Origin of the sequence: Vibrio sp., assembly GCF_048266485.1 — a bacterium.
Classification (GTDB): domain Bacteria; phylum Pseudomonadota; class Gammaproteobacteria; order Enterobacterales; family Vibrionaceae; genus Vibrio.
In genome coordinates, this window is sequence record NZ_JBLWZK010000021.1 from 1 (window position 1) to 17,091 (window position 17,091).

Below are 17,091 nucleotides of genomic sequence, written 5' to 3' on the forward strand. Positions count from 1 at the left end.
ACCATAATATGGGGTGGCTGACGGGGTTTGAACCCGCGACAACCGGAATCACAATCCGGGACTCTACCAACTGAGCTATAGCCACCAATGTTTTTACCGATATTCCTGCTTTCCGAATGGCACGCCCGAAAGGATTCGAACCTTCGACCTTTGCCTCCGGAGGGCAACGCTCTATCCAGCTGAGCTACGGGCGCATGCCCTATCGGCGGAGTGGAATAATACGTATATCACACTAGGTCGTCTAGTGTTTTTTGAACTTTTTTTACTGTTTGGTGCGTTTTTCAACAATTAAGCAATAAATAAACCTATTTAGGATGTGACACACACCATGTCACTGCAATCTTATAGTTTATACCACGTTATTAAAAGGATACAATCACGACTTATTTACAATTTTATAACGATATACTGCTCCTTCGAAGAGCAATGAAGCTTTGTTTTTATCTAGGTCCTTTTTATCGGCCTAAGAATATAGTGAGTTTATGGATATGATTCGCCAAACCTTAATGATACTTACCGCGACACTTACCTTTTCTTCTTTCGCCTTTGCTTCTGGAATCAGTGACAGCGAACGAGCTGCGATTGCTGATCGCATTAAACCTGTTGGGGATGTCTACCTTGCTGGTAGTGAACCAGTTGCCGCTGAAGCATCCGGCCCTCGTGATGGCGCAACAGTGTACGGTACTTTCTGTATTGCTTGCCACGGTACTGGCGTCAGTGGTGCACCAAAAAAAGGTGATGCAGGAGATTGGGGAGCGCGTATTGCTCAAGGTGAAGAAACACTGATTAAACATGCCACCGAAGGCTTTAATGCAATGCCACCGAAAGGGACTTGTATGGATTGTTCTGATGATGAAATCAAAGCTGCTATCGAACACATGATTGCTGGCTTATAAATACTGTGGCACATAAACAAAGCCTCATACTCCCTAATATGAGGCTTTGTTATTTATTTCATCTATAAAAATCTTAGTTACTTACTACTTTTTAAACATAGCTCGCAAATTCGCAATATGGGCTTGGCCTTTCTCCATACGTTCTTCCGCACTTTGTGGTTTTTTCTGTAATTCCCACTCAACATCATCAAAAGGTAATTCATCTAAGAAACGACTTTGCGTTGGTTTAATTAGCTCACCGTATTGGCGACGCTCACGACACATCGTAAAAGTCAGCTCTTTCTGCGCACGAGTAATACCGACATACATTAAGCGACGCTCTTCATCGACATTTTCTTCATCAATGCTGGTTTGATGAGGCAAGATGCCCTCTTCCGCTCCCATCAAATAGACATAAGGGAACTCTAAACCTTTAGAGGCATGCAATGTCATCAATTGGACCTGGTCGGCATCATCATCACCTTCCCCACGTTCCATCATGTCACGCAGAGTTAGGCGTTGAACCACTTCTTTTAGAGTCTTTACCTCTTGATCGTAGTTATCACCCTCTAAATCTGCAGTAATCCACGTATAAAGATCAGAGACATTCTTCATTCGCATTTCTGCTGCTTTAGGGCTCGATGAAGTCTCGTATAACCAATCTTCATAATTGATGTCTCGCACCAATGAACGTACTGCCTCAACTGTATTGCCTCTCTCCGCATTATCCGCAATTTCAACAACCCAAGCGGTAAAGCGTCGCAATGATTCTAAGCCTCTGCCAGATAAATGTTGCTCAAGTCCCAACTCAAAACTGGCCTCAAATAAACTTTTACCACGCATATTGGCATAGCTACCCAGTTTTTCGAGTGTCACCGGGCCAATTTCACGCTTAGGTGTATTCACAATTCTTAAGAAGGCATTGTCATCATCTGGATTAACCAAAACCCGTAAGTAAGCCATCATGTCTTTAATTTCAGAGCGAGCAAAAAATGAAGTACCACCGGATATTTTATATGGTACTCGGTTTTGCATGAGCGATTTTTCAATCAAGCGAGATTGGTGATTACCACGGTACAAAATCGCATAGTCTTTATATTGAGTGCGGTTTAAGAAGCGATGAGCAATGATTTCACCAGTGACTCGTTCGGCTTCATGCTCTTCATTCTTGGCGGTAAGCAACTTTAGTTTTTCACCGTCGGGAATTTCAGAGAAAAGCGTTTTTTCAAATACATGCGGATTATTAGCGATCAAAATATTGGCACAACGTAAAATTCGACTAGTTGAACGATAGTTTTGCTCCAGCTTAATTACTTTTAGTTGCGGGAAATCTTTATTAAGTAACACTAAGTTTTGTGGACGAGCACCACGCCAAGAGTAGATGGATTGATCATCATCCCCCACCACAGTTAAGCGGGCTCTTTCACCGACAATTAAACGTACTAATTCATACTGACTGGTGTTGGTATCTTGATACTCATCCACCAGCAAGTAGCGGATTTTAGATTGCCAGCGCTCACGCACCTCACTATTAGTTTTCAGTAGCAATACCGGCATGGCAATCAGGTCATCAAAATCAAGTGCATTATAAGCTTTCATTTGATTCAAGTATTTTTCAAAACAAAAGGCAAATAATTGCTCTTGTTCTGAATCGGCTTGCGCTTTGACCTGAGCGGCAGTTAGCATGTCATTCTTCCAATTGGAAATGCTGCTTAATAACTGACGCAATAAATCTTTATCGCCATCGAGTTGCTCTTCGGTTAAGTCTTTCAACAAGGCTAGCTGGTCTTGATCATCAAATAATGAGAAGCCGGCTTTTAATCCTAATGATTTATATTCACGACGAATGATATTGAGTCCGAGCGTATGGAAGGTTGACACCATCAAGCCTCTAGCTTCTTTCTTGCCTAAGGTTTGGCCGACTCGCTCTTTCATTTCTCGCGCGGCTTTATTGGTAAAAGTGACCGCTGCAATATGCCTTGGTTGATAGCCACATTGCTGTACAAGGTAGGCTATTTTATTAGTGATCACGCGAGTTTTGCCCGATCCAGCACCAGCGAGCACCAAGCATGGGCCGGACACATATTTTACAGCGTCATCTTGTCGGGGGTTTAACTTCATACTGAGCTCAATATTTTTCTCTACATCTGCTACTCTAATTAAGGTGTAACAAATTAATACGAATATTTTATTTTTACTGACTAATCAATAAATCCTGAATATAATGAATGAACGTTCATTCATTATCTGGTCTTTTCTATGGTTAATTCTAAAGGCAATTCGCTGTTAGATAAACGACAACTCATATTGAATAGCGCTGAACATATGATTGCTAAAAATGGCTTTCAAGGGTTATCTATGAACAAACTGGCTCAAGAAGCCGGTGTTGCTGCTGGAACCATCTACCGTTATTTCCAAGATAAAAATGACTTGGTTGAAGCGGTACGCATGCATGTCCTTCAGCGTGTGGCTGATATGGTACAGCAAGGTGTTGAAGAACACATGCCTCTCAAAGAAAGATTCATGTTAATCTGGAGAAACGTTGCTCATGTTACTACGACTCAAAATGAAGTCGATATCATTCTCAACCGAATCCAATATGAGTCTTTGCCAACGAGGCCAAGTTGTGGTTCAGAAATAGAACGTAAGCTATTCTATAAAATTGAAACTATGTTTAATGAAGGGAAAGCTCTCGGTGTATTTAAACCATTAGATAATCATTTACTTGCTAGTTTAAGTTTAGATGTTTGTTTATCAATAGCCAGAAAACACGTACTTGGTTGTTATATTATCACTGATACCGCCCTTGATTCCGCTATTGAAGCGAGTTGGGATGCGGTTATTCAACATTAATTTTGGAGTTCTGACGAAATGAAAAAGTGGACTTTCGTTATGCTGATCATCGCAATACTACTGTTCGGTAGTGTGATTGGCTTTAATATGTTTAAGCAGAAAAAAATTGCCGAATACATGGCAAACATGCCAGAGCCGGAATTCCCGGTAACAGTAGTCAAAGTCAGCCCAGAAGATTGGACCCCAACCATAGATGCGATTGGTTTTGTCGAACCAAATCAAGGTGTCACCCTTACCGCTCAAGCTAGCGGTCAAATTGATAAGATTCATTTTGATTCTGGTATTGATGTTAAAAAGAATGATGTATTAGTTGAGGTTGATTCAAAAGTAGAAAAAGCACAACTAAAAAGCTCTCAATCAAAGCTACCCGCTGCACAAGCAAAATACGTACGCTATAAAGATCTGTATTCTAAAGGCTCAGTATCTAAAGAAGCGTTTGATAATGCTCAAGCAGATTACTTATCGCTATCAGCCGATATAGAAAGCTTAAAAGCATCAATTGACCGTCGTACCGTTACCGCACCTTTTGATGGCACAGTTGGCTTACGTAATGTATTTAATGGCCAGTTTTTAGAAACTGGTGCAGAAGTTGTGCGTTTAGAAGATATGAGCGTGATGCGTCTGCGTTTCACTGTGCCACAAACCGACATTAGTAAGATTTATGTTGGCCAACAAGTGAATATTAATGTTGATTCTTATGCTGATAAAATCTTTAAAGGTTCAATTAGTGCTATTGCCCCGGCAGTAAATGCACAAAGCGGTTTGATTCAAGTACAGGCTCAAATACCAAACAGTGATGGAAAGCTCCGCAGTGGTATGTTTGCGAGAGCCAGCATTGTACTACCAACCATTCATGATCAAATTATCGCACCTCAAACGGCGATCACCTATACCCTTTATGGTGACAGTATTTATGTGCTTGAAGAAAAAGACGGCGTACAACGTGTTATCCAAACAGTAGTAAAAGTCGGTGAACGTGCGGGCAGTGTTGCTCATATTTTAGATGGACTAGAACCTGGTCAAACTATTGTCACCTCGGGACAAGTTCGCTTGAGTAACAATTCAAAAGTTAAAGTTGTGGAGAGTGATGCAACCACTCCACCAGCCCAAACCCCAATGCTGTAACTGGAGGCACTATGCGCTTTACTGATGTTTTTATAAAACGTCCAGTTTTGGCGGTATCGATCAGTCTTTTGATTGCATTGCTTGGTTTTCAAGCCATCTTCAAAATGTCTGTTCGCGAATACCCCGAAATGACCAACACCGTTGTAACGGTAACAACCAGTTACTACGGTGCAGATGCTAACTTAATCCAAGGCTTTATTACTCAGCCTTTGGAGCAAGCGATCGCTCAAGCCGATAATATCGACTACATGACCTCCAGCTCAGTGTTAGGTTTATCGACCATTACGGTAACGATGAAACTTAATACCGATCCTAATGGCGCATTAGCCGATATCTTGGCACAAACTAACTCGGTTCGTTCACAGCTACCGAAAGAAGCGGAAGATCCAACTGTAACTATGTCGACAGGTTCAACAACCTCGGTACTTTATATTGGCTTTACTTCTGACGAGTTGGTCTCTAGCCAAATTACTGATTACCTAGAACGGGTAATTAACCCACAGTTGTTTACCGTTAATGGTGTATCTAAAGTTAACTTATACGGTGGTCAACAATATGCTCTACGCATTTGGTTAGACCCAGCCAAAATGGCAGCGTTTGATTTAACCGCGACTGAAGTCATGAGCATTTTAAATGCTAACAACTACCAATCAGCAACGGGCCAATCTACTGGTGAGTTTGTTATTTATAATGGTAGTGCCAATACTCAAGTAAAAGATACGGCTGAACTTGAACGTTTAGTGGTTAAGTCTGATAAAGGAGAAGTAATTAGACTAAGTGATATTGCCAAGGTTTCATTAGCCAAAAGCCATGATACTTATCGTGCGACTTCAAATGGTAATGAAGCAGTAGTGGCGGCGATTGACGCTTCACCAACTGCCAACCCAATCAATATTGCACATGATGTTTTAGAACTATTGCCTGACTTGGAAAAAAACCTGCCTAGCAATATTGAAATGCGAATCCTTTATGATTCAACGGTTGCTATCAATGAATCAATCAATGAAGTTATTCATACTATATTGGAAGCCGCATTAATCGTATTGGTAGTGATCACTCTATTCTTAGGCTCACTTCGCGCGGTTATCATTCCAATCATCACCATTCCATTATCTTTGGTTGGTGTGGCAGTCGTTATGCAGACGATGGGATTCTCATGGAACTTGATGACCCTGCTGGCAATGGTACTTGCGATAGGACTGGTTGTTGATGATGCTATCGTAGTATTAGAAAACGTGGATCGGCATATAAAACTCGGCGAACCTCCATTTAGGGCAGCGATTATTGGTACCCGTGAGATAGCGGTTCCGGTTATCGCGATGACATTAACACTAGGTGCGGTATATGCTCCGATTGCTTTAATGGGTGGTATTACAGGCTCATTATTTAAGGAATTTGCTTTAACGCTTGCAGGTGCGGTATTTGTGTCGGGGATTATCGCCTTAACACTCTCACCAGTAATGTGTTCTAAGATGTTGAAAGCCCACTCAGAACCTAGTCGATTTGAAATCTTAGTACACAGAGTATTGGATCGTATGACTAATCGCTATGAACGTATGTTGCGTGCAGTAATGCAACATCGTCCAGTACTGATCGCATTTGCGGTCATTGTTATGGCGAGCTTACCACTATTGTTTAAGTTTATTCCTAGTGAATTAGCACCATCGGAAGATAAAGGGGTGGTGGTATTGATGGGTACAGGTCCATCCAATGCTAACTTAGACTACCTACAAAACACCATGAATGAAGTGAACGATGTACTGGTTGATCAACCAGAAATTCAATATGCTCAAGCATTCACTGGTGTTCCGGCATCTAATCAAGCTTTTGGTATTGCGTCGATGAAACCGTGGAGCCAGCGTGAAGCCAGCCAATCGGAAGTCACTGAACGTGTGGGTAAGCTGATGAAAGATATCCCAGGCATGGCTGTGTCGGCTTTCCAGATGCCAGAGTTACCAGGTGCAGGTTCAGGCTTGCCAATGCAGTTTGTGATCACTACACCGAACAGCTTTGAAAGCTTATTCCAAATTGCCAGTGACATTTTGGTCGAAGTAGGGAAAAGCCCATTGTTTGTTTATTCAACATTGGATCTCAATTTTGATTCAGCAACCATGAAAATCAATATTGATAAGGATAAAGCCGGTGCTTACGGCGTGACTATGCAAGATATCGCAGTGACCATTGGTACTATGATGTCTGACGGTTATGTTAACCGTATCGATCTCAATGGCCGATCTTATGAGGTTATTCCTCAAGTAGAGCGAAAATTCCGCCTTAATCCTGAGTCGATGAATGGTTATTATGTGCGCGCATCTAATGGACACTCTGTACCACTTAGCGGTTTAGTTCATATTGATGTTATCGCTCAACCACTGTCTCTGCCTCACTTAAACCAGTTGAACTCAGCTAATATAAGTGCAGTTCCATCACCAACGGCTTCTATGGGTCAAGCGGTTGATTGGTTTGAAAACATTGCTGAAACTAAGCTACCTCTAGGCTATAACCATGAGTATTTAGGTGAAGCAAGGCAATACGTGACCGAAGGTAGTGCACTGTATACCACATTTGGTCTAGCGCTAGCGATTATCTTCTTAGTACTTGCAATTCAATTTGAGTCTATCCGAGATCCATTAGTCATCATGGTATCGGTACCACTAGCGATTTGTGGTGCATTGATTGCCCTTGCTTGGGGTGCAGCAACCATGAATATCTACTCTCAGGTAGGGTTGATCACACTAGTTGGCCTTATCACCAAACACGGTATTTTGATTTGTGAGGTAGCTAAAGAAGAACAGTTACATCACGGTAAATCAAAAATAGAAGCGGTAATGGAGTCTGCAAAAATTCGTCTACGTCCAATCTTAATGACGACAGCAGCGATGATTGCAGGTCTAATACCTCTACTTTATGCCAGCGGTGCAGGTGCGGCTCAGCGCTTTAGTATTGGTATTGTTATCGTGGCGGGCCTTGCCATTGGTACTTTGTTTACCTTGTTTGTATTGCCAGTCATTTACAGCTACTTAGCAAGTGAACATAAACCACTACCAGAGTTCGATGAAAGTATTCCAGCCATCGAAGAGCCTAAACACTAACTCTTCATATTGGATAAGTTAAATACAAAGGCTACCAGCCAAATTGGTAGCCTTTGTTTTATTTCACGATAACAAGCCGAGACATTTTGAACAGATTTGCATAAAATAACGCAATACTATTTAGGAGCTAACCAGATGTTTGATGCTAAGAAAATTGAGCAAATTGCCAAACAAATTCACGAATCAATGCCTCAGCCAGTAAAAGACCTTGGTTCCGACGTTGATCAAAAAGTTCGCCAAGTGATCCAAGGACAACTCAATAAGTTAGATGTGGTTTCACGTGAAGAATTTGATGTACAAACCCAAGTTCTACTGCGTACTCGTCAAAAACTGAATGACATTGAAGCAAAACTCGCTGACTTAGAAAGTAAGTTAAGCGAAAAAGAATAAGTTAACCGTCCCACAACACAAAAGGCTTGCCATTTAATAGGCAAGCCTTTTTGTTTTATCTAGTACAGAATTACGCTGGAATATCTCTGACTTTCTAGGAATTGGCGCGGAATTGACGATAGTCAATGAGCACCAACGACACCGAAAGGCTGAGATATAACAAGTAATTTAGCCTCCAACGGCAATACGTTTCATATCCTTCATATACCCACGTAACTCTTGACCAATCCACTCAACTGGATGGTTACGTAGCGCATCGTTAATCTCAATTAACCGACCGTTATCAACTTGATTGCTTTCTTCTTTTAAGCCTTTACCGATTACATCGGTACTTACTTTCGGCATAAATTTTTCACGCAATAGTGGCGTAGCAACATTCGCGAATAAATAGTTACCGTATTCAGCCGTATCTGAGATAACCACATTCATTTCATATAGACGCTTACGGGCAACCGTATTAGCAATCAGTGGCAATTCGTGTAATGACTCGTAGTAAGCGGATTCATCAATGATACCTGATGCTGTCATCGCTTCAAATGCTAGTTCAACACCTGCACGAACCATTGCAATCATTAGAATGCCATTATCAAAGTATTCTTGCTCTGAGATTTCGACATTTGATTCAGGGTAATTCTCAAACGCAGTTTGACCCGTTTCTTCACGCCAACCTAGTAGGTTCTTGTCATCGTTCGCCCAGTCTTCCATCATAGTACGTGAGAATTCACCGCAGATAATATCATCCATGTGCTTGTTATACAGTGGACGCATAAGATCTTTAAGCTCTTCTGATAGCTCAAATGCTTTTACTTTAGCAGGGTTTGATAGACGATCCATCATGTGAGTCACGCCACCAAATTTTAATGCTTCAGTGATCGTTTCCCATCCAAATTGCAATAACTTACCGGCATAGCCAGGATCAATACCATCAGCAATCATCTTCTCATAACAAACAATTGAGCCAGCCTGAAGCATGCCACAAAGAATAGTTTGCTCACCCATTAAATCAGATTTTACTTCTGCTACAAATGAAGATTCTAGTACACCTGCACGGTGACCACCTGTTGCCGCAGCCCACGCTTTAGCAATTTCTAAACCTTCACCTTGTGGGTCATTTTCAGGATGCACAGCAATCAGAGTTGGAACACCAAAACCACGTTTATATTCTTCACGAACTTCTGTACCAGGGCATTTAGGCGCAACCATCACTACCGTAAGATCTTTACGAATCTGCATGCCTTCTTCAACGATATTGAAACCATGAGAGTAACCAAGCGCTGCACCTTGTTTCATTAATGGCATCACTGTTTCAACCACGTTTGTATGCTGCTTATCTGGGGTCAGGTTTACTACTAGATCTGCCTCAGGAATCAATTCTTCATAGCTTGCAACTTCAAAACCATTATCTTTAGCATTTTTAAACGATTGACGTTGCTCATCGATTGCTGCTTGGCGAAGTGCATACGCAACATTTAAGCCTGAATCACGCATATTTAAGCCTTGGTTAAGACCTTGAGCACCACAACCCACGATTACGACTTTTTTACCTTTTAGGTAATCAGCTTCTTGTGAAAATTCTTCGCGATCCATAAAACGACAACGACCTAATTGGTCTAATTGTTCACGTAGATTCAAGGTATTGAAATAGTTAGCCATAATCTAAAAATCCTGTCTTTAATTAATCCATAATAGCGTTGAGTAAGCATTACTCTAAAGATGTCCTTACTCGATGAATTGATATTAAAACACGAATTCAATTGCCCAAAGTGATATATTCACAAGTAATCATTGCGAAAAGTGCAATAACGTTAATAGGATCACAATGAATATTCGTAGTCTTCACTTATTTGTCCATCTATGCAGTAGTCAAAACTTCAGTAAGACGGCATCTGCGATGCATATAAGTCCATCCGCTTTAAGTAGACAGATTCAAAAGTTAGAAGAAGAAGTAGGACAATCGCTACTGGTTAGAGATAACCGAAGTGTTGAGCTAACGGAAGCAGGAAAAAAGCTCCTTCCAGTGGCCACTCATATCACTCAAGAGTGGACCCAATTTTGCAGCAGCCAACAAGGAAATGAACAGCAGTTAGCCGGAGAAATTCGATTATTTTGCTCAGTAACTGCAAGCTTTAGCCATTTACCCGAGATTTTAACCGACTTCAGACTGGCCTACCCTAAAATCGAATTGAAACTTTCAACCGGAGATCCCGCACAAGCGATTGATAAGTTATTACGCGATGAGGCCGACATTGTAATTAGCGCTTTGCCGACACAGCTACCTGCACGTTTAGAGTTTGAAACAATCGGTGAAATCCCTTTATCTGTCATTGCTCCAAATGCTCACAGCAGCTTCACTGCTGAACTACAAAAAGAACAACCTGATTGGACTCAAATTCCGTTTATCATTCCAGAAGCCGGAACTGCTCGAGATAGAAGTAATACTTGGTTTAGAGATATGAAGTTTAAGCCTAATATTTATGCTCAAACATCCGGTCATGAAGGTGTTGTTAGTATGGTTGCACTTGGTTTAGGGGTAGGTATAGCTCCTGATGTGGTCATCAATAACAGCCCAGTGAAAGATAAAATTCAACGTTTAAAGGTCGCACCGATTAAACCTTTTAAATTAGGAATTTGTTGTCAACGATCTCAGCTACAAAACCCACTGATAAAGGCATTATGGCAAGTATCACAAAATAAATTTATAAAGGCATAAACGAAAAAGGCCTCCCAATTCAGGGAGGCCTTAAAATATAAGCCTAGCAATGTCCTACTCTCACATGGGGAAACCCCACACTACCATCGGCGCTACTTCGTTTCACTTCTGAGTTCGGCATAGAATCAGGTGGGTCCAAAGTGCTATTGTCGCTAAGCAAAACTGTTACGGCTAATTTGATAAGGCCGTTGCAATGCTAAATAGTGGTGCTGATACCCAGACTCGAACTGGGGACCTCACCCTTACCAAGGGTGCGCTCTACCGGGCTGAGCTATATCAGCACTACATTGTTTTATCAAATACAGAATTGGAGCGTGCGGCGGGAATCGAACCCGCATCATCAGCTTGGAAGGCTGAGGTAATAGCCATTATACGACGCACGCACACGTGTAACTCTGAGTGCTATTTTCACAATTTTATTTACATTCATTTTGATTATCAAACAAATGTCAATATGGTGGAGGGGGACGGATTCGAACCATCGAAGGCGGAGCCGGCAGATTTACAGTCTGCTCCCTTTGGCCACTCGGGAACCCCTCCAAATTTTTTATTGCTTACCACTTCTTTCATCTAAATAAAAAGAGATGGTGCCGACTACCGGAATCGAACTGGTGACCTACTGATTACAAGTCAGTTGCTCTACCTACTGAGCTAAGTCGGCGCAAGTGGGGCGAATTCTATTGAATGTTCCAAAAGCTTGCAAGGGTAAAATGAAAAAAACCATTATTTTCATTAATGGAATACGAAATTAAGTATAAATAAGGTAAAAACTTGCTAATTTACCACTAAAGTCACCTAACGCTTATTTGAAATCAACGACGCTTGGTGTATCTTCGCTCATCCTTTTTGGTTATTTTCGAGTCTTTCTATGAACCCATACCTTTCATACAATAGAAGTCAATGGTCAGAATTACGTAATTCTGTACCGATGACACTTACTTCTAAAGACTTGGAAGAATTGCAAGGAATCAATGAAAGCTTGTCAATGGAAGAAGTGACAAAAATTTATTTGCCATTATCTCGCCTACTTAATTTATATGTCGAAGCGCGTCAAAGCCGCAATCAAGTTCTGCATCAATTTTTTAATAAACAAGAGAAATCTCCTCCCTTTATTATAGGTATTGCAGGAAGTGTCGCGGTTGGAAAAAGTACCACTGCAAGATTATTAACCGCATTGTTATCTCGTTGGGAGAACCATCCTAAAGTCGAGCTGATTACAACGGACGGTTTTTTGCATCCCAATGAAACCTTGCTGAATAATAATTTGATGACCAAAAAGGGTTTCCCTGAATCTTACGACACTAAGTCATTGGTTGAGTTTTTAAGTGATGTCAAAGCTTGCAAACGAAACATTCAAGTGCCTATTTATTCACATATTACTTACGATATTACCGATGAAGTTAAAATAGTCGATCAACCGGACGTATTGATCATTGAGGGGCTAAATGTTCTACAAAGTGGCAGTGATTACCCAGAAAGCCCTTTCAAAGTATTTATTTCTGACTTTTTGGATTTTTCTATTTATGTTGATGCGGATACTCAGCAGATAGAAGAATGGTATGTTTCTCGGTTTATGAAGTTACGTAAAGGGGCATTCACTAAGCCCGGTTCGTACTTTAGCCATTACACCAAACTCACTGAACAAGAATCGATTGATAAGGCCAAGAGTATTTGGAACTCGATCAATGGCATCAACTTACAGCAAAATATTCTACCCACCAAAGATCGAGCACAACTGATATTACGCAAAGGTGCTGATCATATGGTAGAAGAGGTTCACCTAAGAAAATAGCACCGCTTGGTTGCGGCGATTAGTCTGCTTTTCTTAATGAAATTTCGCCACCAACATAAGTTTCTATCCCTTGTTCGGTTTCCAATAAAATGCCGCCTTGCTGGTTGATGCCTTTACCGATACCGTAAACTTCTTTGTTACCCATTAATAGCTTAATTGGCTTATCTTTAAAATTATCCAATTCATTCCAGCGCTTCACAAACGAAGCCATACCTTGTTCCTCATATTGTTCAAGCACCTGTTGCCAAGCTCTGATCAACTCTATTACCAGTTGATTTCTTGATGGCATATTATCATTAAACACTTGATTTAAATTGGCCCACGGCTGATCGATAGCATCGGTGTCTACCTTCATATTAATGTTCAGGCCCATCCCTATTACCAGATGAGCAACACCACCTGTTTGCGCAGACATTTCGACCAAAATACCGGCTAGTTTTTTATCTTCGAAATAGAGATCATTAGGCCATTTTAATTTCAGGCCTGTCGCGCCTAAAGCTTCTAATGCATCAACAATCGCAACACCGATAGCAAGGCTTAACCCCATTGCAGCGGCGACTCCCGACTCCAACTGCCAATACATTGAAAAGTATAGATTAGAGCCAAAAGGAGATGCCCATTGACGCCCTCTTCTTCCTCGACCTTTTGCTTGATACTCCGCCACGCACACCGCACCACTCGGTAAAGAATCGATGCTGTCGAGAAGATACTGATTGGTTGAGTCAATAACTGGAAATAGCTCAACGGGAGCCGATGAGGCAGACTGGATGATGCCATAATCTAATAAGTCGATAGGAGAAGAAAGTTGATAGCCTTTTCCTTGAATTCGATAGATATCAATCCCCCATTCTTGGATCCCTTTGATATGTTTACTAATTGCCGCCCGTGAGATACCAAACAGCTCACCTAAATCTTCGCCTGAATGAAACTCACCGTCCGACAATTGTTTGATGATACGTAGCTTAACGTCATGTAATTTAGGTTTGCTATCTGTCATGAGGTACCAATCTAATTATTGAAAGCGATCTGCAAAAATAATGTCTAAACGCGTTTCTTGGGTGGCATTAAAAAATCTCACTTCATGCTCCAATTCCACGCCATATTTATCCAGCACAGCATGTTTAACATACCAGGCAAGTTCAAGAACATCATTAGAGGTCGCATTATCGACATTCACAATAACCAGAGCTTGTTGAGGATGTACTTGCGCACCACCTATCTGATGACCTTTCAAGCCGCAACGATCAATCAGCCAACCTGCCGCAATTTTAACCCCACCTTCAACTTCAAATCCGTTTAGATCAGGGTAAAGCGCTTGTAATTCTAAGTAGTTCTCATGGCTAATCACTGGGTTTTTGAAAAAGCTGCCGGCATTGCCCGTCACATTAGGATCAGGCAGTTTAGAGCGTCGAATATCACACACATGCTCAAAAACAGCGTGAGGCGTGGTAAGCAAATCTTTTTCCGACTTTAATGGGCCGTAGGTAAAATTGGGTTGCCACTTAGACGGAAGTTTTAACCCAATAGAGGTGATAATAACTTTACCTAACAAGTCATGTTTAAATATCGAATCTCGATAACCAAACAAACACTCTTGAGCACTTAAGCGAATAATATCGAGTGACTCGAGATCTAAGTACTCAACATAATCACATATATCTTTAAATTCAACGCCATAAGCACCAATGTTCTGTATAGGAGCACTACCGGCACAACCTGGAATTAAGGCTAAATTTTCTAAGCCAGGGATGCCTTGTTCTAATGTCCATTCCACTAAACTCGGCCAATCTTCACCGCCCGCGATAGTTAAAGAAATAGAGTCATCACGGGTAGTAACGGTTTTTCCTAGTAGTTTATTAATAACCACCACACCATGGAAAGGTTCAGTGAATAGCACATTACTGCCTTTACCCAAGATCAACTTAGGTAAGTCTTGCCACTCAGGACTGCGGTAAGCGGAAATTAAGTCATCTACCGTTGTCGCTTCCACAAGAACATCACAAGGCACATCAATGCCAAAAGTATGGAAAGGTTTGAGGTTTACATTATTATTTGCATTCATACGTTTGATTACCTAAGCGCGTGTCGTACTATTCTACCTTATACACTTAATAAACACAGTGCCTGTATGATTGAAGTTAATTTTCAACCGCTTGAAAGTATTAAAATACCGCTCATTAAGCCTATCTATAAAGCTTTCTACCCTTCGGCCAAACCCAAAAAAAATGAACAAATAATCGTTGGTTACCATCAACAAAAAATTATTTGTATTGTCCGGTTTCGTCCCATAGAACACTTTACGCTTCTTACTGGTATGTTAGTTATTCCAGGCTACCGACAGCAAGGTATTGCTAGCCAATTATTAGCATTTTGTCAGGCTCATTATTTATCCGAGAATAGTTTTTGCTTCGCATACCAACACCTTAAATCTCTATATCAATCGGCAGGGTTCTCTGTAGTGGAAGTCGATCAACTTCCTAATTCACTACAACAATTATTTATACGTTACACAAGTGCCGGTAAAAAACTTCTACCAATGCGATATCTACCTACAGTTCTGACATAACTTCTTGTTCATATGTAGGAATAATCGTGATTAATTTGGTAAAATAATAAGCCAAGACATTAGCAGCATGTAAGGTTCATAAAAATATGATAGCTAGTAAGGAATTACTCGAACAGCTACCAACCATAGCTCAAGATCCAAATGCTTTTGAAGTGCTCTTTTCTGCACAACAATTCCGTGATCGGCTATTGTCTGAAATCAAAAGAGCAACACAACGAATTTACCTTGTCGCCTTATATCTCGAAGATGACGATGCTGGCCGTCAAATTCTGACCGAACTCTATGAGGCAAAGCAACACAACCCTGATCTTGATGTTACGATATGTGTTGACTGGCACCGAGCACAACGCGGTTTAATTGGCGCAGACCAAAGTGAAGGTAATGCGGCTTTATATAAAGAGTTTGCGCAAAAGTACCAGCATCCAATTTCTATTCTAGGCGTTCCTGTTCGTGGAAAAGAAGTCTTTGGTGTATTACACCTCAAAGGCTTTATCATTGATGATACCGTTATATATAGTGGCGCAAGCCTAAATAATATCTATCTGCACCATCGTGAAAAATACCGTTTTGACCGCTACCATGTAATGGCTAATCCAGCGCTAGCCGATTGTATGGTGCAATATATTCAGAAAAATATTAGCCATAATCCAGCCGTCAATTGCTTATCACAAGTAGAGCGGCCTGCAACTAAAACGCTAAAACCTGCAATCAAACAATTTCGCGCTCTGCTCACTCAATCTCGATACGAGTTTACTCCAGAGATGATTAAACAAGGCGAAGTGGGTATCACGCCATTAGTTGGTGTTGGTAAGCGTCGCAATAAGTTAAATCTACATATTAATAATCTTATCGCTTGCGCTGAAAAGGAAATCACGATCCTAACACCTTATTTTAACTTTCCTAAAAGTATCGCTAAAGAAGTAAAAAGAGCGATAAAACGAGGCGTTAAGGTGAGCATTATTGTTGGAGATAAAACTGCCAACGATTTTTATATTCCGCCAGAAGAGGATTTTAAGACCATCGCTGGCCTACCTTACTTATACGAGCTCAACTTACGTCATTTTGCACGTATCAATGAAGGCTATATCGCGAGTCGTCAACTATCGATTCACCTTTGGAAGCATGACAATAATAGCTTCCATCTAAAGGGAATGTGGATTGATAAGGAATATATGTTAATCACAGGCAATAACTTTAATCCTAGAGCCTGGAAATTAGATTTAGAGAATGGATTATTAATTAAAGATACCGAGCAATTACTTACCGAGAAGTTTGAAAATGAACTCTCATCTATTCTCAAACATACCAATTTAATTGGCAGCTATAAGCAATTAGACACTATTGAAGATTACCCTGAAGATGTGCAAAAGCTCATACGTAAAATAAAAAGAGTCAAAGCAGACCGAATCCTCAAGCAAATTCTATAAACATTTTCATAGCCCAAACACATAGCTTGGGCTTTTTTATGCCAAAAGATCAAAGCTCCTCAGCTCTGTTGCTTTATATTCTTTATTGAGAACTAGAGGATGTTAATTGCGGAGTAGCGCTCCCTAAGGCCTTACTTAGTACACTTAAAGTGACAACCTGTTCGACTCTAATCTCCAAAAACCGACTGAATAACCACTTCTCAATATTGGCTCTTATAGATTTTATTTTCAACAGACGAAAAAAAACCTGATTCTTTCGAA

At 40.9% G+C, this 17,091-nt stretch carries 12 protein-coding genes, 6 tRNA genes, 1 rRNA gene and 1 pseudogene; 9 read left to right on the top strand and 11 right to left on the bottom strand.

The genetic code is table 11. The features are described 5' to 3' along the window. Positions 1–9: 9 nt before the first annotated feature. A tRNA-His gene (locus tag ACN0T8_RS15300) sits at positions 10–85 on the bottom strand. A gap of 32 nt (positions 86–117) precedes the next feature. Next, a tRNA-Arg gene (locus ACN0T8_RS15305) sits at positions 118–194 on the bottom strand. A 288-nt stretch (positions 195–482) separates the two neighbouring features. On the opposite strand from ACN0T8_RS15305, the gene ACN0T8_RS15310 reads away from it, so the two are divergent. Next, on the top strand, positions 483–896 hold the full coding sequence (locus ACN0T8_RS15310; RefSeq protein ID WP_417881473.1) for a c-type cytochrome: 414 nt from the start codon (positions 483–485) through the stop codon (positions 894–896). An 84-nt stretch (positions 897–980) separates the two neighbouring features. On the opposite strand, the gene rep is transcribed toward ACN0T8_RS15310, so the two are convergent. Further along, entirely contained in the window at positions 981–2,996 is a 2,016-nt protein-coding gene (gene rep / locus ACN0T8_RS15315; protein ID WP_417881474.1) for a DNA helicase Rep, read from the bottom strand. A gap of 237 nt (positions 2,997–3,233) precedes the next feature. On the opposite strand from rep, the gene ACN0T8_RS15320 reads away from it, so the two are divergent. From ACN0T8_RS15320 to ubiK, 4 genes and pseudogenes are all read left to right on the top strand, one after another. Further along, the gene (locus ACN0T8_RS15320; protein ID WP_417881475.1) at positions 3,234–3,728 is read left to right on the top strand and encodes a TetR/AcrR family transcriptional regulator; all 495 of its coding nucleotides are present in this window, start codon (positions 3,234–3,236) and stop codon (positions 3,726–3,728) included. Between the two features lie 18 nt (positions 3,729–3,746). Then, complete coding sequence (locus ACN0T8_RS15325) at positions 3,747–4,853, top strand: efflux RND transporter periplasmic adaptor subunit (RefSeq protein ID WP_417881476.1); 1,107 nt, start codon at positions 3,747–3,749, stop codon at positions 4,851–4,853. Positions 4,854–4,864: 11 nt separating this feature from the next. Further along, positions 4,865–7,912: pseudogene (locus ACN0T8_RS15330) on the top strand (multidrug efflux RND transporter permease subunit); the annotation flags it as partial. Positions 7,913–8,080: 168 nt separating this feature from the next. Further along, positions 8,081–8,335, top strand: coding sequence for a ubiquinone biosynthesis accessory factor UbiK (gene ubiK, locus ACN0T8_RS15335; protein WP_417881477.1), 255 nt, complete (start codon positions 8,081–8,083; stop codon positions 8,333–8,335). A 168-nt stretch (positions 8,336–8,503) separates the two neighbouring features. On the opposite strand, the gene ilvC is transcribed toward ubiK, so the two are convergent. After that, positions 8,504–9,988 (bottom strand): ketol-acid reductoisomerase, encoded by a 1,485-nt coding sequence (ilvC, locus tag ACN0T8_RS15340; RefSeq protein ID WP_417881478.1) that lies wholly within the window; start codon positions 9,986–9,988, stop codon positions 8,504–8,506. Between the two features lie 166 nt (positions 9,989–10,154). Between ilvC and ilvY the strand changes: the two genes are divergently transcribed. Further along, the gene (gene ilvY / locus ACN0T8_RS15345) at positions 10,155–11,045 is read left to right on the top strand and encodes an HTH-type transcriptional activator IlvY (RefSeq protein ID WP_417881479.1); all 891 of its coding nucleotides are present in this window, start codon (positions 10,155–10,157) and stop codon (positions 11,043–11,045) included. Between the two features lie 41 nt (positions 11,046–11,086). Here ilvY and rrf read toward each other — a convergent pair. The 5 genes from rrf to ACN0T8_RS15370 all read right to left on the bottom strand — a co-directional run bounded on the left by rrf (position 11,087) and on the right by ACN0T8_RS15370 (position 11,706). Further along, positions 11,087–11,202: ribosomal RNA gene (rrf, locus tag ACN0T8_RS15350) — 5S ribosomal RNA — on the bottom strand. Between the two features lie 47 nt (positions 11,203–11,249). Next, positions 11,250–11,326, bottom strand: a tRNA-Thr gene (locus tag ACN0T8_RS15355). Between the two features lie 27 nt (positions 11,327–11,353). Beyond that, positions 11,354–11,428, bottom strand: a tRNA-Gly gene (locus ACN0T8_RS15360). Positions 11,429–11,500: 72 nt separating this feature from the next. Further along, positions 11,501–11,585 (bottom strand) — tRNA-Tyr (locus ACN0T8_RS15365). A gap of 45 nt (positions 11,586–11,630) precedes the next feature. Next, positions 11,631–11,706 (bottom strand) — tRNA-Thr (locus ACN0T8_RS15370). Between the two features lie 207 nt (positions 11,707–11,913). On the opposite strand from ACN0T8_RS15370, the gene coaA reads away from it, so the two are divergent. Further along, complete coding sequence (gene coaA, locus ACN0T8_RS15375) at positions 11,914–12,837, top strand: type I pantothenate kinase (RefSeq protein ID WP_417881480.1); 924 nt, start codon at positions 11,914–11,916, stop codon at positions 12,835–12,837. A gap of 19 nt (positions 12,838–12,856) precedes the next feature. Here the strand turns inward: coaA and birA are convergent, their stop codons facing one another. Both birA and murB read right to left on the bottom strand, forming a co-directional pair. Continuing rightward, on the bottom strand, positions 12,857–13,834 hold the full coding sequence (birA, locus tag ACN0T8_RS15380; protein ID WP_417881481.1) for a bifunctional biotin--[acetyl-CoA-carboxylase] ligase/biotin operon repressor BirA: 978 nt from the start codon (positions 13,832–13,834) through the stop codon (positions 12,857–12,859). A gap of 15 nt (positions 13,835–13,849) precedes the next feature. Continuing rightward, on the bottom strand, positions 13,850–14,899 hold the full coding sequence (murB, locus tag ACN0T8_RS15385) for a UDP-N-acetylmuramate dehydrogenase (protein WP_417881482.1): 1,050 nt from the start codon (positions 14,897–14,899) through the stop codon (positions 13,850–13,852). 66 nt (positions 14,900–14,965) lie between these two features. Between murB and ACN0T8_RS15390 the strand changes: the two genes are divergently transcribed. After that, a complete protein-coding gene (locus ACN0T8_RS15390) occupies positions 14,966–15,403 on the top strand; it encodes a GNAT family N-acetyltransferase (protein ID WP_417881483.1) in 438 nt (145 codons plus the stop codon). A gap of 86 nt (positions 15,404–15,489) precedes the next feature. Then, a complete protein-coding gene (pssA, locus tag ACN0T8_RS15395; protein WP_417881484.1) occupies positions 15,490–16,830 on the top strand; it encodes a CDP-diacylglycerol--serine O-phosphatidyltransferase in 1,341 nt (446 codons plus the stop codon). Positions 16,831–17,091: the final 261 nt, after the last annotated feature.